The sequence below is a fragment of the Ensifer sp. ENS06 genome (assembly GCF_014852205.1).
Taxonomy (GTDB): Bacteria; Pseudomonadota; Alphaproteobacteria; order Rhizobiales; family Rhizobiaceae; genus Ensifer; species Ensifer adhaerens.
Window position 1 is genome coordinate 71091 of record NZ_JACVBC010000006.1, and the last position, 16919, is coordinate 88009.

16 protein-coding genes are annotated in these 16919 nt (G+C 63.2%); 8 read left to right on the top strand and 8 right to left on the bottom strand.

The features are described 5' to 3' along the window. Positions 1 to 130: 130 nt before the first annotated feature. Positions 131 to 1108: a glutathione S-transferase family protein gene (locus IB279_RS21310; protein ID WP_112772273.1), complete on the top strand. Its 978-nt coding sequence runs from the start codon at positions 131 to 133 to the stop codon at positions 1106 to 1108. Between the two features lie 26 nt (positions 1109 to 1134). Here the strand turns inward: IB279_RS21310 and IB279_RS21315 are convergent, their stop codons facing one another. Then, complete coding sequence (locus tag IB279_RS21315) at positions 1135 to 1602, bottom strand: NUDIX domain-containing protein (protein ID WP_112772274.1); 468 nt, start codon at positions 1600 to 1602, stop codon at positions 1135 to 1137. Between the two features lie 110 nt (positions 1603 to 1712). Between IB279_RS21315 and IB279_RS21320 the strand changes: the two genes are divergently transcribed. Together IB279_RS21320 and IB279_RS21325 are read left to right on the top strand one after the other, a co-directional pair. Next, positions 1713 to 2615, top strand: a complete 903-nt coding sequence (locus IB279_RS21320; protein ID WP_034788848.1) for a metallophosphoesterase — start codon at positions 1713 to 1715, stop codon at positions 2613 to 2615. A 183-nt stretch (positions 2616 to 2798) separates the two neighbouring features. Further along, positions 2799 to 3347: a tetratricopeptide repeat protein gene (locus IB279_RS21325; protein WP_082566327.1), complete on the top strand. Its 549-nt coding sequence runs from the start codon at positions 2799 to 2801 to the stop codon at positions 3345 to 3347. Positions 3348 to 3419: 72 nt separating this feature from the next. Here the strand turns inward: IB279_RS21325 and IB279_RS21330 are convergent, their stop codons facing one another. Next, positions 3420 to 4439: a DUF3313 domain-containing protein gene (locus IB279_RS21330; protein ID WP_112772275.1), complete on the bottom strand. Its 1020-nt coding sequence runs from the start codon at positions 4437 to 4439 to the stop codon at positions 3420 to 3422. A 285-nt stretch (positions 4440 to 4724) separates the two neighbouring features. Here IB279_RS21330 and IB279_RS21335 point away from each other — a divergent pair, with 285 nt between their 5' ends. Both IB279_RS21335 and IB279_RS21340 read left to right on the top strand, forming a co-directional pair. Beyond that, positions 4725 to 5243, top strand: coding sequence for an RNA polymerase sigma factor (locus IB279_RS21335; protein ID WP_034788854.1), 519 nt, complete (start codon positions 4725 to 4727; stop codon positions 5241 to 5243). A 3-nt stretch (positions 5244 to 5246) separates the two neighbouring features. Further along, positions 5247 to 6074 (top strand): anti-sigma factor, encoded by an 828-nt coding sequence (locus IB279_RS21340; RefSeq protein ID WP_112772276.1) that lies wholly within the window; start codon positions 5247 to 5249, stop codon positions 6072 to 6074. Between the two features lie 83 nt (positions 6075 to 6157). On the opposite strand, the gene leuA is transcribed toward IB279_RS21340, so the two are convergent. Next, positions 6158 to 7867 carry a 2-isopropylmalate synthase gene (leuA, locus tag IB279_RS21345; RefSeq protein WP_060518745.1) on the bottom strand — a complete coding sequence of 570 codons (1710 nt, stop codon included), beginning with the start codon at positions 7865 to 7867 and terminating at the stop codon, positions 6158 to 6160. Between the two features lie 410 nt (positions 7868 to 8277). Beyond that, entirely contained in the window at positions 8278 to 8862 is a 585-nt protein-coding gene (locus IB279_RS21350; RefSeq protein WP_034788862.1) for an ATP-dependent Clp protease proteolytic subunit, read from the bottom strand. Between the two features lie 239 nt (positions 8863 to 9101). Here IB279_RS21350 and IB279_RS21355 point away from each other — a divergent pair, with 239 nt between their 5' ends. Both IB279_RS21355 and IB279_RS21360 read left to right on the top strand, forming a co-directional pair. Beyond that, positions 9102 to 9680, top strand: coding sequence for a HupE/UreJ family protein (locus IB279_RS21355; RefSeq protein WP_112772278.1), 579 nt, complete (start codon positions 9102 to 9104; stop codon positions 9678 to 9680). 12 nt (positions 9681 to 9692) lie between these two features. Continuing rightward, positions 9693 to 10214, top strand: coding sequence for a chloramphenicol phosphotransferase CPT family protein (locus tag IB279_RS21360; RefSeq protein ID WP_034788866.1), 522 nt, complete (start codon positions 9693 to 9695; stop codon positions 10212 to 10214). A gap of 16 nt (positions 10215 to 10230) precedes the next feature. On the opposite strand, the gene queF is transcribed toward IB279_RS21360, so the two are convergent. From queF to IB279_RS21375, 3 genes are all read right to left on the bottom strand, one after another. Then, positions 10231 to 10695, bottom strand: a complete 465-nt coding sequence (queF, locus tag IB279_RS21365; protein WP_034788869.1) for a preQ(1) synthase — start codon at positions 10693 to 10695, stop codon at positions 10231 to 10233. 146 nt (positions 10696 to 10841) lie between these two features. Continuing rightward, positions 10842 to 11762: a cation diffusion facilitator family transporter gene (locus IB279_RS21370; protein WP_370689595.1), complete on the bottom strand. Its 921-nt coding sequence runs from the start codon at positions 11760 to 11762 to the stop codon at positions 10842 to 10844. Positions 11763 to 11885: 123 nt separating this feature from the next. Next, positions 11886 to 13460, bottom strand: coding sequence for an MFS transporter (locus tag IB279_RS21375; RefSeq protein ID WP_112772279.1), 1575 nt, complete (start codon positions 13458 to 13460; stop codon positions 11886 to 11888). A 179-nt stretch (positions 13461 to 13639) separates the two neighbouring features. Here IB279_RS21375 and IB279_RS21380 point away from each other — a divergent pair, with 179 nt between their 5' ends. Beyond that, positions 13640 to 14566 carry a LysR substrate-binding domain-containing protein gene (locus IB279_RS21380; RefSeq protein WP_060581726.1) on the top strand — a complete coding sequence of 309 codons (927 nt, stop codon included), beginning with the start codon at positions 13640 to 13642 and terminating at the stop codon, positions 14564 to 14566. 88 nt (positions 14567 to 14654) lie between these two features. On the opposite strand, the gene IB279_RS21385 is transcribed toward IB279_RS21380, so the two are convergent. Then, on the bottom strand, positions 14655 to 16844 hold the full coding sequence (locus IB279_RS21385; RefSeq protein ID WP_060518756.1) for an anthranilate synthase: 2190 nt from the start codon (positions 16842 to 16844) through the stop codon (positions 14655 to 14657). Positions 16845 to 16919 lie beyond the last annotated feature (75 nt).

Sequence of the window (16919 nt, forward strand, 5' to 3'; positions counted from 1 at the left end):
TTGTGAAATCGCCGATAGCAGAAATTTGCCCTCTGTCAAAGCCTAAAACGCACTGTTCCGATTTCGCCACCTATCGAATGTCGCTGGAAGCGCTATCTATTGACGCAACGATCACGAAGGAGTTTGTCCGATGGGCAGGTTGGTGGATGGCGTCTGGCAGGACGTCTGGTACGACACGGTGGCAACGAACGGCCACTTCAAGCGCAGCGCTTCGCAGTTCCGCAACTGGGTGACGGCGGACGGGTCGGCCGGCCCGAGCGGCGACGCCGGCTTCAAGGCCGAGGCCGATCGCTATCACCTCTATGTTTCGCTCGCCTGTCCATGGGCCCATCGTACGCTGATCTTCCGCAAGCTGAAAAAGCTCGAGGACCTGATCTCCGTTTCCGTGGTCGATCCGCTGATGCTCACCCAGGGCTGGGAATTCAAGGACGGCGGCATCGGCACCGGCGATCATCTCTTCGGCTCGAAGGCGCTGTGGCAGGTCTATACCCGCGCCGATGCCAACTATTCCGGCCGCGTGACCGTGCCCGTCCTCTGGGACAAGAAGCAGAACACCATCGTTTCGAATGAATCCTCCGAGATCATCCGGATGTTCAACTCCGCCTTCGATGGCCTGACCGGCTCGACGCTCGATTTCTATCCGGAAGAGCGGCGCGGCGAGATCGATGCGATGAACACCGACGTCTACAATGACGTCAACAACGGCGTCTACAAGGCAGGCTTTGCCACCACGCAATCCGCCTACGAGGAAAGTGTGACGGCACTCTTTGCCCGGCTGGACAAGCTGGAAGAGCGCCTCGGCTCGCACCGTTACCTCACCGGCAGCCGCCTCACCGAGGCCGACTGGCGGCTATTCACGACGCTGGTGCGCTTCGATCCTGTCTATGTCGGCCATTTCAAATGCAACATCCGCCGGATCGCCGACTATCCGAACCTCCAAGGGTATCTGCGGGAACTCTATCAGGTGCCGGGCGTGGCCGAGACGGTCGACATGCGCCACATCAAGGAGCACTACTACCGCAGCCACACGACCATCAACCCGACCGGCGTCGTGCCGGTGGGCCCGGTGCTCGACCTCACCGCCCCGCACGGCCGCGAGGCGCTGTAACACTGCACTGAAAGGGCAATTGATCGCTACCAGTAGCGATCGATTGCGATGCCGCCGGCAAGTTCCGCAAGCCGGCGGCGTGTTGCCGGCGTGGTGTCGTCAGGCAGCGCGTCCAGTGTGAAGAAGCCACTTTCGGAAATCTCGAGATCGGGCGTTTTCGGCGCGCTCTGGCTGACACCGTCACAGCGGTAGAAGACGACGTGGTCGCGGCGGCTCGTGCGCCTGTTGTAGTAGACCTGGATGAGCACCGGCGGCGCCGAAACTTCGAGGTTCCCCTCCTCGCGCAACTCCCGCAGCAAGCCGTCGATCGAGGCCTCGTCGCGGTCGAGCCCTCCGCCCGGCAGGTGCCAGCCCGGCAGGTAGGAGTGGCGGACGAGGAAAACGCGGCCCTCGCCATCGAAACAGGCCGCCCGCACACCCATCGTCATGCCACGCGCAACAGCGTAATAGCCATGCGCAAGCCACATCAGCAGCCGGAGATACCAGCGCCGCATCTCCGGTGGCCGATCTTGTTCCAGGCGTTTTTTCCTTCCTCGTCCCGGCCACACGCGATTCATCGGGCGACCTGATTCCCCTCGGCCGGAATATGCGCTAGACGGGGTCGATGTTCAAACTCGCCCATATTTCCGACGTCCACCTCGGGCCCTTGCCCGAGCTATCCCTCAGGGAACTCGCTTCCAAGCGCATCACCGGTTTCGTCAACTGGCACCGCAACCGCAGCCGCCATCTCTTCACCGGTACGCTCGACACCCTGCTGGCCGACATCGAGAAGAAGGATCCGGACCATCTGGCGATGACGGGCGATCTCGTCAATCTCGCCTCTTCGCTCGAGATCAAGGCGGTGACAGAATGGCTGGAGGATGCGGGCAAGCCGGAAAACATCTCCGTCGTTCCGGGCAACCACGACGCCTATGTTCCGGGCGCCTACGAGAAGACCACTCGTGCCTGGTATCCCTATATGCGCGGCGACGATGCGCCGGCGCATTGGCATGACCGGCACCGCTGCTTTCCCTATATGCGCGTGCGCGGCCCGGTGGCACTGATCGGCTGCTCGACCGCCGTTGCGACCCCGCCCTTTGCCGCCAGCGGCTATTTCGGCCAACGCCAGGCCCGCGCCACCGTCAACCTGCTGAGACAAGCCGGCGAGGCTGGCCTCTTCCGCATCGTCATGATCCACCATCCGCCGATCCGCGGCGCGACCTCGATGCACAAGCGCATGATCGGCATTCGCCGCTTTGCTGCGACGATCTCCTCCGGCGGCGCGGAACTCGTGATCCACGGCCACACGCACCTCAACACTGTCTATTGGCTGAAGGGCCAGCATGCCCCTGTCCCGGTTGTCGGCATCGCCTCGGCCTCGCAAGGTCCTGGCGGCCACAAGCCGCCGGCAGCCTACAACCTGTTCACCGTCGCCGGTGAAGCCGGGAACTGGCACCTGACGCGCGAGCGCTACGCCCTGAACGACGATGCCACCACGGTGTCGCTCGCCGAAACCACACGCTTCTAGGCGAACGCAGCCTCCCTCCGCAGAAAATTCATCGCCCGGCGAATAAACCCCGGCCCTGCTGCGTCATACTCCGGTCCGCCGCCGCATGGCAGCGCGCCCGCCTCTGCGCGAATGCAGGACACGCAGTCGTTTGAAACAGCGCGAGGCTTTCGCGGTCATGCGCCAGCAATGGGAGATGGCATGATGAACCACAAGAACCTCGTTTTCGCCCTGTTTGCCGCCGGGGCAACCAGCTTCATGGCGCATGCGGTGATGGCCGCCGGCGAGGATACGAGCGAACCGCCGAAGAAAACCAAGACGACCAGCGAATGCACCGACGGCAAGGTGTGGGACGCCAAGAAAAAGGCCTGCGTTGACGCCAAGAAGAGCGACCTTGGCGACGATATCCTGTTCCAGGCTGCCCGCGAACTCGCCTATGCCGGCCAGTATGAAAATTCGATCAGGGTGCTCGGCGCCGTCAAGGACCAGCAGAGCGCCCGGGTGCTCAACTACCTCGGCTATGCCAACCGCAAGGCCGGGCGCATGGAACTCGGCATGCAGTACTACAAACGCGCGCTCCAGGCCGACGAGAACTACATCCTCGCCCGCTCCTACATGGGCCAGGCGCTGATCGAACAGGGCCGCGTCGAGGAAGCGCGTGTGCAACTCGTCGAGATCCGCGACCGCGGCGGCGAAAACACCTGGGCTTACCGCGCCTTGCTGCAGTCGCTCGGCGGCGTCCGCCAGTACTGACCGGGCGGTAACATGGACGGGCGGCGCCAGGCGCCGCCTCGATCCGACGTTCCACGGACACGGACTGGGACGCTAGGTTTTCTTCGACCCGCTTGCCGCCGGCCCGTTCTTTTTGGGCTCGCTTGCCTTGGCTGCATTTCCCTTCGCCCCGCCTGCTGAGGGACCGCTTCCCGTCGTGTCGTCAGCAATCGACTTTGCCTCGTTCTTCTTCTCCGACCATTCCGGCGGCAGGCCGAGCGCGCCGCCGGCGATGCCGCCGAGACCGGATCCCTTGCCGAACACGGCGCAATCCGGATCGGTGGGTTTGCCGGTGACCGCATAGGCGACGCTGTTCTTGACGTTCTTCATCGACGGCAGCTCAAAATCGGACTTCATCGGGTCACCCGATTTTTCGAGCAGCGCACTGAAGTCGCTTGAGAAGTCGCCTGCAAGCTCGAAGGCGTCGGCAGCCGTCGAGGCGCGGGACCCGTTGGTGAGGATGTTGGCGCCACGCGCCCATGCCAGCCCGGCGATCTGCTTGCCCATCGGGTCGAATGCCTCCGCCTCGACCGCGAGACTTCCAAGGCCGATGGGAATGCGCGGAACCGGGATCGGAGCGACGGCCGAGGTGACAGTCGACACGCCGGCGACGACTGCATTGGTCGATTTGACCTTGCTGATCACGGAGCGCACCGCCATGTCGGCGGGCTTGGAGATCGGCACGACGTCGAATTGCTCGCTCAGGGCTTCGCAGAGCGACCGGTCGATCGCCGTGGCCACCAGCTTCTTTTGCGGATCCCCGAGCTTGTCGAGATCCGCGGTGGCGGCAAAGGTCGTCGGGATCACATGCACCGTCTTGACGTTCTTGGTGGCAGCAGAATCCACCCGGTACTTCGTCTTGGTCACCATCCCGTCGCTGGCAACGAAATCCTTGTAGGAGGATAGAGACCCCGTTTCCATGACCTGGGCGCTCTGGCAGGCGGCGAGCCCCGCAAACAAAGGCACCAGCGCAGCCGTGCGAATGACGGCCGCACCTCCCCGAATGCGGCGTCCGCCACAATGTCTCCCGACAAACCTGACAATACTCATGCCATTGCGATGCTGTGCGTTCATTGGCGTGTCCCCGACGTCGACCTGCAGTTGTGCATGAGGTCCGGCCAGATTCGGGCCGAACTTTGACGCGATCTCCGGCCACCATTGCAGTTAACGGTAACGAAGCGCGTGATTAACGGCCGCGGGCAAGCGAAAGCTTTTTGGGAAAAGGCGCCATGAAGCAGCAGAATTTGCTTTCCGTTCCGGGACTTCCCTTGCAGACTAAGGAGCAAATGTTTCATATCATCCGCTCGTGCGCAGCACGGCGAATAAATGCATGATCCGGCACGTTTCATTGGAAGAGAAATGCGTCCAGCGGCAGAAACGAAGGACTTCAGACGCGATTTGGTCAGCCTGCTGCCCAAATTGCGCCGTTTCGCGATGACGCTGACGCGCAATGCCAATGACGCCGACGACCTCGTCCAGGAAGCCTGCGAGCGCGCGATCACCCGCAGCCACCTCTGGAACGGAGAGGGCCGGCTGGAAAGCTGGGTCTACGCGATGACGCGCAATCTCTGGGTCGACGAAATCCGCAAGCGCAAGGTTCGCACCGGCAGCGGCACCGTCGATGCGCTCGGACATGACGAACTCAGCATCGAGCCGTCGGCCGAAAAAGCCGTCTACGCCAATCAGTTGCAGAAGATGATCCTGTCGATGCCCGAGGGGCTGGCGAGCGTATTCCTGCTGGTCAATGTCGAAGGCCACAGCTATCGCGAGACCGCCGATATCCTGGGCATTCCGATCGGCACCGTCATGAGCAGACTGTCGACCGCGCGCCTCAGGCTCGCGGCGATGATCTCAGAGAATACCGAAAGGAGGGCCTGACCGTTGCAACAGACAAGGGGTCAAGCGCTCGAAGTGCGCCTTTCTGCCTATATCGACGGCGAGATCGGCGAAGCTGAACGAACCGAACTCGACGCGATTCTCGCCCGCGACGAGGACGCAAAGGCGTTGTTCGAGAGGCTGAAGGCCGGCAGCAGCTTCGGCGATACCGCCTTCGAAGATTTCCTGCACGATCCCGTGCCGCTCGCTCTTGTCCGGCAAATCAAGCAGGGTCCAGGGGTCAATCCGAAGACCGAGCGGATTGCGGCAACGACGACCACTGTCCGGCACGCGCGGGTCTGGCCGCGCATGGTTGCCGCATCGGTGGCCCTGCTGCTGCTCGGCGGCGGCGCCGGCTTCATCGTCGGGACGGCGAACACCGGGAGCGAGCCGACCAAGCTCGCCGCGGCGCGTGGCTGGCTCGACGACATCGCCGACTATCACCGCATCTATTCGCGGCAGAAGGAGCATCTGGTCGAGGTCCCGGCGACAGAGGGACCGAAGATCGAGACCTGGCTTGCCGCAAGCGTCGGCGTTCCCTTCAAGGTCCCGCAGCTTTCCGGCAAGGGCCTGACCTTCGAGGGCGCGCGGCTGCTCGTCGCCAACGGCAAGCCCGTGGCGCAGCTCGTCTACCGAAGCACCGAAGGCGAAATCTTCGCGATCTGTTTCCTCAAGAACACCACCGGCCCGCAGGCGGAGCAGTTCGACGAGAGCATCCGCGACGATCTCGGCATGGTCTCCTGGCAGCGAGGCGGCGCCTCTTTCGTGCTCGTCGGCCCGTCTTCGCATGTCGGCATGCAGGACATCGCCGAAGCCGTCGCCGCGACGATCTGAGATCGACGGCATCCCCTACCCCTGAAACGAAAAGGCCGCGCCGGGTTTCCCCGACGCGGCTTCATTCGTAACGCTGAAGTGTATCAGCCGCGCTTCATCTCGAGTACGCGGTTTGCCGCCGAAACGATCGCTTCGAGCGAGGCGGCAACGATGTTGGTGTTGATACCGGCGCCGAACAGCTTGCCACCCGGGTGCTCCATCTCGACATAGGCGATCGCGGCTGCGTTCGAGCCGTGCTGCAGCGAGTGCTCGGAGTAATCCGCAACCGAGAGGTCGATGCCGAGATAGATCGACAGCGCATTGATGAAGCCGTCGATCGGGCCGGTGCCCTTGCCTTCGATGCGCTTGACCTCGCCATTGTCGGTGATCTCGGCCGCCACCACGCGCACGCCCTTGTGCTCGCCCACCGGATAAGTGTGATGGTCGACGAACTTGATGCGCGCGCCCGGCTGCTCGACGTAGCGCTCGATGAAGCGCTCGTAGATGCGCTTGGACGGCAGCTCCTTGCCTTCCTCGTCGGTGATGCGCTGGATGTCCTCGCGGAACTCGACCTGGAGGTTGCGCGGCAGGTTGATGCCGTAGTCTTCCTGCAGGATGTAGGCGATGCCGCCCTTGCCCGACTGAGAGTTGATGCGGATGATCGCCTCGTAGGAGCGGCCGACGTCACGCGGATCGATCGGCAGGTACGGCACTTCCCAGAGCGGCTTGTTGGCGGTCTTGATCGCCTTCATGCCCTTGTTGATCGCATCCTGGTGCGAGCCGGAGAAGGCCGTGTAGACCAGTTCGCCGACATAAGGATGGCGCTCGGGAATGACCATCTGGTTGGAGTATTCGTAGACTTCCTTGATCCGCTCGATATCGGAGCAGTCGAGCTGCGGATCGACGCCCTGCGTGAACATGTTCAGCGCCAGCGTCACGACATCGACGTTGCCGGTGCGCTCGCCATTGCCGAACAGCGTGCCTTCGACGCGGTCGGCGCCAGCCATCAGGCCCAATTCGGTGGCGGCGATGCCGGTGCCGCGGTCGTTGTGCGGGTGCAGCGAGATGATCAGGCTTTCGCGGTTGTCGAGGTTGCGGCACATCCATTCGATCTGGTCGGCATAGATGTTCGGCGTCGCCATCTCGACGGTCGAGGGCAGGTTCAGGATCAGCTTGTTGTCTGGCGTCGGCTTGACGATCTCGGTGACCGCGTTGCAGATCTCCAAGGCCACTTCGAGCTCGGTGCCGGTAAAGCTTTCCGGCGAATACTCGAAGCGGTAGCCGCCGCCGGCCTTGGCCGCCATGTCGGTGATCATCTTGGCGGCGTCGGTCGCAATCTGCTTGATGCCGCGCACGTCCTTGGCAAACACCACGCGGCGCTGCAGTTCACTCGTCGAATTGTAGAAATGCACGATCGGTTGGTGCGCGCCTTCCAGCGCTTCGAAGGTGCGGGTGATCAACTCGGGCCGGCACTGCACCAGCACCTGCAGCGACACATCCTTGGCGACATTGCCTTCCTCGATGCACCAGCGGGCAAAATCGAAATCGGTCTGCGAGGCCGAGGGGAAACCGATTTCGATTTCCTTGAAGCCCATGTCGAGCAGCAGCTGGAACATGCGGGCCTTGCGATCGTGCCCCATCGGGTCGACCAGCGACTGGTTGCCGTCGCGCAGGTCGACCGAGCACCAGATCGGCGCTTTGGTGATCGTCTTCGACGGCCAGGTGCGGTCGGTGAGCGCGATCTGCGGATAGGCCTGGTACTTCACCGCCGCTTCCGGCATGCCAATCTTAACGGGATGGGATTTCTGGATCATTGCAGCTTCTCTTCATCACTGGACGTCCTGGCCGCCTTGCCATACCCGATCGGGGATCGGATTGCGATGGCTAATGCCGCGCCGAACGCGCCTTTATCCTAAAACACTTGATGGGGTCGAGGAGCATCCGCCGGCGTGGCTTTTCGGCCGCCGGGCGCTCCTCAGCGAACCCGGCAACCGCGAGTAAGGCCGAGAAGAAGAAGCGAGGCAAAGGCGCGCGACGGCGCACGATTGGTATCGTGTCCGGCGGGGATCGAGGCGATCCGATATGCGTCAGCCTTGGTCATGCTCAAAGCCTATACACGGCTTGCCAGAGTGGAGCAAGCCACGCGATGGCAAGGATCACCGCAAAAAGAAAAGGGCACCGGCGAAATGCCGATGCCCTCCAATTCCTTGACTGGCTTGCGAACTCAGATGTCCGCAGCAGACGAGATGATCCGCGAAACGAGGCCGTAGGACTTCGCTTCCTCAGCGGAAAGCCAGTAATCGCGGTCCGTGTCCTTGGCGATCTTCTCGACCGGCTGGCCGGTTGCGTCGGCGAAGATCTTGTTCAGGCGATCGTTCATCTTGATGATTTCGCGTGCCTGGATCTCGATGTCCGACGCCATGCCGCGGGTGCCGCCCGACGGTTGGTGAAGCAGGAAGCGGGTGTTCGGCAGGCAAATGCGACGCTCCTTGGGAGCGCCGACAAAGATCAGCGCGCCGGCGGAAGCGACCCAGCCGGTGCCGATGGTCCAGACCTTCGGCTTCACGAACTTGATCATGTCGTGGATGCTGTCGCCCGATTCGACATGGCCGCCCGGCGAATTGACGAAGATGCGGATGTCTTCGTCGCTGGCGGCGGCAAGCGCCACGAGCTGCGAGCAGACCTTCTGCGCCAGTTCCTGATTGATCGACCCGTAGATGAAAATCGAACGCGACTTGAAAAGGTTCGCCTCCGTTTCCTTGCCGAGCGGCAATTCGGTCTTCTTGTCGTCCTCGTCGTCGTTCATCATCCGTTTTTCTCCGGCATCTCATGAAGTCTTCAGTCAAAGTCAGATAATGCGACTCGACGCCGAAGACAATGCAACAAACCGAAGCGGCGACAAAGCAGCAAGGTCGACTATGCTTATGGTAAAAACACCTACCGCCAAATGCCGTATAGACAGGGGGACGGAGGCCAATAAGATCGGTCGCGTCAAACACTCAAGAGTGGGGCCAGCCTCCCAGGTCCCGCCGATCCATGGGGACACGCATGAACAGACGCATCCTGATCGCCACTGCGGCGCTGATCGCCTCCGCCGCACCCGCCTTCGCCCATCTCAATCCGGCAGAGCACGGCTCGTTTGCCGCCGGCTTCTCGCATCCGCTGTTCGGACTTGACCATATCCTCGTCATGGTCGCCGTCGGCCTCTGGGCGGCGCAGATCGGCGGCCGGGCGCTCGTCGTCGTGCCGGCGGCCTTCGTCGCGATGATGGCAGCGGGCTTCGCGCTGGCGGTTGCCGGTGTCGGCCTGCCCTTCGTCGAGCCGGCGATCCTCGCCTCGGTGGTGGCACTCGGCCTGCTTGTTGCCATGGCGGTGCGGCTCGACACGGCAGCATCCGCTGCGATCGTCGGCGTCTTCGCCCTCTTCCACGGCCATGCCCATGGCGGCGAACTCGGTAGCGCCGGGGCGCTTGCCTTCTCGGTCGGCTTCATCCTCGCCACCGCCGCGCTGCACGTGGCCGGCATCGGCCTCGGCATCGCCCTTCAGCGCCTCTCCGGCGGCGGCCTGCTTGCCCGCGTCCTCGGCGGTCTCACGGCTATAGCCGGCGCTGCCTTGATCTTCAGCTGAAATCAAACGGGCATGCAGCACGGACGAATTATCTTTCTGAACGGCACGTCGAGTGCCGGAAAGTCAACGCTGGCAAAGGCGCTCCGGGAAATCCTCCCGGAGCCCTTTTGTTACTATGCCTCCGACCAGCTTGCCGACGCCGGATTTCGGGTCCTTAGGCGCGGCATGCATCCTGGAATGCGCGGCGAGCGCGCGAGGTTCTTCGACGGATTTCATCGCTCGATCGCAGCGTTCGCCGAGGCCGGCAACGACCTGATCGTCGAGCACATCGTCGAGGAGAAGAGCTGGGCCGACGATATCAGAAGGCAAACCGCGCATCTGGACATCTTCTGGGTCGGAGTGCACGCGCCCATCGAAGACCTGGAGCGTCGCGAGCGCGAGCGCGGCGACCGCACGATCGGCGAAGCCCGCTTTCACCTGAAGACGCACGATTACTGCGCCTACGACCTAGAAGTGGACACGCGCGACCCGACCGATCAGGTTGCCGCGCGCATCGTTGACGCCTGGCTCAAACGCCAGTCACTCAGGCCGTAGCGGGGGATCTCCCGCTTTAGCCGCGGCCTCGATAGGTCGGCACGCCCTGGTCGGGCAGCCACAGGCCCTCGGGCGGCTTGCCGGTCTGCCAGAAGACGTCGATCGGGATGCCGCCGCGCGGATACCAATAGGCGCCGATGCGAAGCCAGCGTGGCTGAAGCAACGACACCAGCCGTTGGGCGATCTCGATGGTGCAGTCTTCGTGGAATGCGCCGTGGTTACGGAAGGAATGCAGGAACAGCTTCAGCGACTTCGATTCCACCAGCCATTCGTCCGGCACATAATCGATGACGATATGGGCGAAATCCGGCTGGCCGGTCATCGGGCAGAGCGAGGTGAATTCCGGCGCGGTGAAGCGCACCAGATAGTCCTTGCCCTTGTTGCCGCTCGGGACCCGCTCCAGCACCGCGTCTTCCGGGCTCTGCGGCAGGTCGACCTTTGCGCCCAGTTGCGAAAGGCCGGATACGTCAGTCTTGCTCATTTGCCTGTTGCTCCATGAGAACATCCGCGCGTGGGTGCGGTCGACGCTGGCCTCTGCCCTCGCCGACCCGCTCCATTTGCGGCCCTTAAATCAGAACTGCCTCAAGAAGGAAACCTCGTCACGGTTGAAGTGCCGTCGACCTTGAATCAGTGGCGCCCGACCGTCGTCTTGACGCGCACACCATGCGCCTTCTCACCTTCGGGCTCCACATGGATCGCGATCTTGGCACCGGGATGCACGTCCCGGATCGCATCCTCGATCCGGTCGCAGATGTCATGCGCCTCGCCGACCGGCATCAACTCCGGCACGACCATGTGGAAATCGACGAAGATCGCCGGACCGGCCTGACGGGTCTTCAGATCGTGCACGCCGAGCGAACCCGCGGCGTTGGCGGCGATCGCCTGTTTGATCGCTTCTTCTTCCTCACCCGAGACGGCCCGGTCCATCAGCCCGTCGATCGAGCGCGAGATCACCATCCAGCCCTGGTAAAGAATGTTGCAGGCGACAATGACGGCCAGCAGCGGATCAAGGATCGCGTAGCCGGTGGCGATCGCAAGCACGAGGCCGACGAGAACGCCGATCGAGGTGACGACGTCCGACAGGATGTGGTGGCCGTCGGCGCTGAGTGCCGGCGAGCGGTGCTTGCGGCCGGCGGTGATCAGCACATAGGCCCAGATGGCGTTGATGACGCCGGCGACGAAGTTGATCGCCAGGCCCAGAGCCGGTGCTTCCATCAACACTGGCGCCATCATTGCCGGCACCGCCTCCCAGACGATGAGCAGTGCCGCAACGACGATCAGAACGCCTTCGATAACGGCCGAGAAATACTCCGCCTTGTGGTGACCGAAGGGGTGGCCGGCGTCGGCCGGCTTGGAAGCATAGCCGATCATCAGATAGGCGATGACCGCCGCGATCACGTTGACGGTCGACTCCAGCCCGTCGGAGAGAAGCGCGATCGAGCCTGTCAGCCACCAGGCAAGCAGCTTCAGGCCGAGCACAGCGAGCGAGAGCGGTATGCCCCAGAAAGCAAGGCGGAGCACGGTGCGGTTTTCGGTTCCAGTCGTCATTGTCATTCCTCGTGCAGATGCAAACGAGTTGCAAACGCAAGCCCATTCAAACGCAAAACCGCCCGCGCGAATTTTCGCGCAGGCGGTCGATGGACAAGCATATGCTGGATTAAGCGGCGCTTGTCAAAGATTGGATCGGCCGGTTCCGGTTTCTCCGCAGGCAATCGCCTCGAAAGGCAGAGCACCGGCTTCGATCTCCGCATCACCGGCGGCCTTATCGCCCCTGCCGATGAAGAAGAATACCACGGCCGCAGTTGCGACAGTGATGCCGGTCAAAACCAGAAGCAGGACGCTGAACGCGTCGCCATAGGCCTGCAGCAGCGCGGCGTGCGATGTCTCAGGGGCAAGCTGCATCGCCGCGGGCAGATTGCCGGTGACGATGCGCTGCGCCATGGGAGCCGCAGTGGCGCCGGCTTCCGATCCGAGGTTCCAGGCCGTAAGCGCGGAGAGGATGGCGGTCACGATCGCCAGCGCAATGCCCTCCCCGGCCACGCGCGTGGTGCTGAAGATGCCCGTCGCCATCCCGGCGCGCTCCTTCGGCACGACACTGACCGCAAGCCCGTCCATCAGCCCCCAAGGCAAGCTGATGCCGAGACCGATCATCATCAGTGGTGCAAGCAGCGTGGCCGGCCCGGACCCCGCCGGAAACAGACTGAGCCAGAGGAGCCCGGCCGCCGATATCAGCAAGCCCACACCGCAGATAACCGCCGGCGTGAACCAGCGCGTCAGAAGGCCCGCCGCGATCGGCAGGATCAGAAGCGGCGCGGACATGGCGATCATCATCTGCCCGCCCGCGACGGCGCTCATGCCTTCGATACCGATGAAGCGGACCGGAAGCAGGATGAGCAGCACCACGAAGCCGTAGGCGGGGGCTGCCGCCAGCAATTGCACGCCGACAAAACGCGGATATCGAAACAGCGTCAGATCCAGCATCGGCCGCGCGACCGAACGCTCGATCCGCCAGAAGGCCAGGAAGAAGAACACCGATGCCGCGAGCATCGCGAGCACGAGCGGATGGCTCCAGCCGCTTTCCGGACCCTGCAGAATGCCGAAGGTGAGTGCGGTGAGCGCCGCCGTGAAACTTGCCGCTCCCTTCCAGTCGAGGCCAGCAGCGTCCGGATCGCGCGTTTCCCGCAGGAAGACCGCACCGAGTGCCAGAGACAGGCCGGCGAGCGCCACGACCAGGACGAAGATCGCCCGCCAGCCGAAGGCCTCGACCATCAGGCCGGAGGCGATCGGCCCAAAGGCAAGGCCGACACCGAAGCTGGCGCCGACCAGGCTGAAGGCCCGGAGCCGCTCGTTCTCGTCGAATTCCTGCGCAAGCGAAGCCATACCGCCGGCAAAGGCGGCGGCTGCCCCAATACCCTGAAGCGCTCTCAGGGCATCGAACCATAGGATATCCCGAGCGAAGGCGAGCCCGGCCGAAAACAGCAGGAAGGCCGCAAGACCGCCCAGGAACACGCGTTTGCGACCGAAACTGTCGGCAAGCGCACCGGCCGCCATCAGCGAACTGCCAAAGGTCAGCATGAAGGCGTTGGTGACCCAGTTGAGGGCAACTGGATCGGCGCCGAGGCTGCGACTGATCGACGGCAGCGCCACCGCCGGTCCGGTGAAGGTGAGCGGCATTGCCGCCGCGGCGCAACAGACCGCAAGAAGGACGAGCCGGCGCCCGCGTGGTTCTTGAATTTCGGTTCTCATTCCCCGTTCCATCCGTTCGAGCAAAGGGGATACCCGCGCAGGCCCGGTAGGACCTTGCGTCTTGAGGTCGGCACTTGCCGGGTATCGATTGACGAATGCAGGATAGTTTCGACATAATTCGATGAGAACGGCATCAACGCTCCGATCATACCGGAACAAAACGCTCGAATGGAGGTAGCATGGATCGCTTGAGCGGCTTGACCGCCTTCGTCCGCACCGCCGACCTCGGCAGTTTCGTCGCGGCCGGTCGCGTGCTCGGCCTGTCCGCTTCCGCGGTCGGAAAGGCTGTTACCACTCTCGAACGAGAACTCGGCGTCCGCCTGCTGCAGCGCTCGACCCGTAGTATCCGCTTGACCGAGGAGGGACGCCTCTTTCACGAGCGCTGCCGCCGCATCCTCGATGATCTCGATGACGCCGAGGCGTCATTGGCGGACGCCGTGGCGACGCCGCGCGGTCGGCTGCGCGTCAGCGTGCCGATCGTCAGCTACCACCTGCTGTTGCCGGTGCTGCCGGCGTTCGTACGGCGTTATCCCGAAATCGAACTCGACCTCGACTTCAACGACCGCATCGTCGACCTGATCGACGAGGAAGTGGATGTCGCGATCCGCAGCGGCGTGCTGCCGGATTCACGACTGATGACGCGCGCGCTCAGGCCGTTCCAGCTTCTGCTCTGCGCTGCTCCGTCATACCTTCGAGAGCATGGCAGGCCCGAATGCCCCCGCGACCTCGAAGGACACCATGCGGTTCGCTTCCGCTTTCCCAACAGCCGCAAGCTGCAGGAATGGCCGATCACGCTGCCGCCTGAGGGAAAGGAGCCGCGCCTCAAGACCGTGCTGAACTGCAACAACATGGAAGCGCTCGGCGGCGCCGTGCTTAGCGGCCTCGGCATCGGCTGCCTGCCGGACTTTCTCGCCCGCCACCATCTTCGCGACGGCAGACTGCACACAGTGCTCGACGCCCATCTCGACGCGCCCGGACAGTTCCACCTGCTGTGGCCGTCGAACCGTCACCTCTCCCCCAAGGTCCGCGTCTTCGTCGATTTTCTGAGCGAGCGACTGTTTGCCGATCGCTGCGAGAATGTGCCGGCCATTCAGGCGGCACAGTAGGAACAGAAAGGGCCGCCTCCACGGTGGAAGCGGCACCTTGTCTTCGCCAACATCTGCTCCATCCCGGAATAGGGGATTGCCGGGCTAATCAGGCGGCCTTGATCTTGGCGCGCTTGGCGAGGTGCGCCACGACGTTCTCGATCATCCGCATGCCGGCGTCGCCGCCGAGCGTCATGATCGATTCCGGATGGAACTGCACCGCCGCCACCGGCTCCTTCGTGTGCTCGATGCCCATAATCGTGCCATCTTCGCTTTCGGCGGTGATCATGAACTCCGCGGGCAGGCTCGCCGGATCGGCAAAGATCGAATGGTAACGACCGACGGTCACTTCCTTGCCGAGGCCGGAGAAGACGATGCCCGGCTCCAGCACGCGGATGCGCGACGGCTTGCCGTGCATCGGGATCGCGAGTTGGCGGAGATCCCCGCCGTAGGCTTCGGCAAGCGCCTGCAGCCCGAGGCAGACGCCGAAGATCGGCAGGTCGCGCGCCCGCGCCTTCTTGATCGTCGCCTTGCAGTCGAAATCCTTGGGATTGCCAGGTCCGGGCGAAAGCACGACGAGATCCGGCTTCACCCGATCGAAGATCTCCTCGGCGACCGGCGAGCGCACCGTCGTGACGGTTGCCCCCGTCTGGCGGAAATAGTTCGCAAGCGTATGGACGAAGCTGTCCTCGTGATCGACCAAGAGGATGTTGACGCCGGCGCCAACGGCGGCAACGTCGCGACCGGCCTTGCCGGCATTGGCGGATCTCGCATCGCGAATGGCAGCGATCATGGCGGAGGCCTTCAGTTCGGTTTCGGCTTCTTCTTCTTCCGGATTTGAATCGTAGAGCAGCGTCGCCCCTGCCCTCACCTCGGCGATACCGTCCTTGATGCGGATCGTGCGCAGCGTCAGGCCCGTGTTCATGTCGCCATTGAAGCCGACCATGCCGATCGCGCCACCATACCATGCGCGCGGGCTCTTCTCATGGCTTTCGATGAAGCGCATGGCCCAGAGCTTCGGCGCACCGGTGACGGTCACCGCCCAGGCGTGGCTGAGGAAGCCGTCGAAGGCGTCCATGTCGTCGCGCAGGCGTCCCTCAATATGGTCGACCGTATGGATCAGGCGCGAATACATCTCGATCTGGCGGCGGCCGATGACCTTGACCGAGCCCGGCACGCAGACCCGGCTCTTGTCGTTGCGGTCGACGTCCGAGCACATGGTGAGTTCGGATTCGTCCTTCTTGGAGTTCAACAGCTTCAGGATCTGCTCGCTGTCGGCGATCGGATCGTCGCCGCGCTTGATCGTGCCCGAGATCGGGCAGGTCTCGATGCGGCGGCCGGAAACACGCACGAACATTTCCGGCGAGGCGCCGACGAGATATTCCTGATTTCCGAGGTTGATGAAGAAGGAATAGGGCGACGGATTGATCGCCTTCAGCCGGTTGGAAATCTCCGACGGCTTGCTCTCGCAGCGCTCGAAGAATTTCTGGCCGGGCACCACTTCGAAAAGGTCGCCGCGGCGGAAGCTCTCCTTCGCCTTGACGACGAGTTCGGCATATTCGCCCGGGTGATGGTCGCCATGCGGCGGAATGCTGTCGACGGTCTTGAAGGGTTCGCTGGCGATCTCTTCCGCCTTGCCTTCGGTGGTCTTGCCGTCCTTGGCGAAATCGTAGCGGTCGATCCAGGCCTTGGCTGCATAGTGGTCGACGACGAGGATTTCATCCGGCAGGAACAGCACCATGTCGCGCTGGTCGTCGGGACGCTTCAGCTTCAGGTCGATCGCATCGAACTGGAAGGCGAGATCGTAGCCGAAGGCACCGTAGAGCCCGAGGCTCGCATCCTCGGCCGAATGGAAAAGATTGGTGACGGCGCGCAGCACGCTGAACACCGTCGGCATCTTCGAGCGCTCTTCTTCCGTGAAGACGCGATCCGGCGCGTTGATCGTCAGGTCGAGGCGTCGGCTGGTCGAAGCGCCGAGCGTGATGTCGGCGACGGTCTTCAGATGCTCGGCGATGATCGCAAGCAGCACTTCGCCGCGGCCGTTATAGGCTTCAATCCAGAGCGAGCGGCCGAAGGAGGAGATGCCGAGCGGCGGGTCGACGACAGCCGTGTCCCAACGAGTGTAGCGGCCGGGATATTCGTAGTTGGAGGAGAACACTGCGCCGCGGCGTTCGTCGAGCTTGTCCACATAGCTCGCGATCGCCTGGCCATAGGACGCTTCCCGCCGCCGGCGCGTCACCGTAATGCCGCCCTTGGTGGTGTAGCTCTCCGAGCCGTCCTCGAGAATTACCGTTGCCATTCGCCTCGCTCCGTAAAAGCCCGGTCCTTGAGCGGCCTGGATACAAAAAAGCCGCCTCGAAATCTCCGGGCGGCT

Bases quoted from the DNA above. Each gene is read 5' to 3' on its own strand.
- IB279_RS21310 (WP_112772273.1), top strand. From the start codon at position 131: ATGGGCAGGTTGGTGGATGGCGTCTGGCAGGACGTCTGGTACGACACG.
- IB279_RS21315 (WP_112772274.1), bottom strand. From the start codon at position 1,602: ATGCGGCGCTGGTATCTCCGGCTGCTGATGTGGCTTGCGCATGGCTAT.
- IB279_RS21320 (WP_034788848.1), top strand. From the start codon at position 1,713: ATGTTCAAACTCGCCCATATTTCCGACGTCCACCTCGGGCCCTTGCCC.
- IB279_RS21325 (WP_082566327.1), top strand. From the start codon at position 2,799: ATGAACCACAAGAACCTCGTTTTCGCCCTGTTTGCCGCCGGGGCAACC.
- IB279_RS21330 (WP_112772275.1), bottom strand. From the start codon at position 4,439: ATGAACGCACAGCATCGCAATGGCATGAGTATTGTCAGGTTTGTCGGG.
- IB279_RS21335 (WP_034788854.1), top strand. From the start codon at position 4,725: ATGCGTCCAGCGGCAGAAACGAAGGACTTCAGACGCGATTTGGTCAGC.
- leuA (WP_060518745.1), bottom strand. From the start codon at position 7,867: ATGATCCAGAAATCCCATCCCGTTAAGATTGGCATGCCGGAAGCGGCG.
- IB279_RS21350 (WP_034788862.1), bottom strand. From the start codon at position 8,862: ATGATGAACGACGACGAGGACGACAAGAAGACCGAATTGCCGCTCGGC.
- IB279_RS21355 (WP_112772278.1), top strand. From the start codon at position 9,102: ATGAACAGACGCATCCTGATCGCCACTGCGGCGCTGATCGCCTCCGCC.
- IB279_RS21360 (WP_034788866.1), top strand. From the start codon at position 9,693: ATGCAGCACGGACGAATTATCTTTCTGAACGGCACGTCGAGTGCCGGA.
- queF (WP_034788869.1), bottom strand. From the start codon at position 10,695: ATGAGCAAGACTGACGTATCCGGCCTTTCGCAACTGGGCGCAAAGGTC.
- IB279_RS21370 (WP_370689595.1), bottom strand. From the start codon at position 11,762: ATGACGACTGGAACCGAAAACCGCACCGTGCTCCGCCTTGCTTTCTGG.
- IB279_RS21375 (WP_112772279.1), bottom strand. From the start codon at position 13,460: ATGAGAACCGAAATTCAAGAACCACGCGGGCGCCGGCTCGTCCTTCTT.
- IB279_RS21380 (WP_060581726.1), top strand. From the start codon at position 13,640: ATGGATCGCTTGAGCGGCTTGACCGCCTTCGTCCGCACCGCCGACCTC.
- IB279_RS21385 (WP_060518756.1), bottom strand. From the start codon at position 16,844: ATGGCAACGGTAATTCTCGAGGACGGCTCGGAGAGCTACACCACCAAG.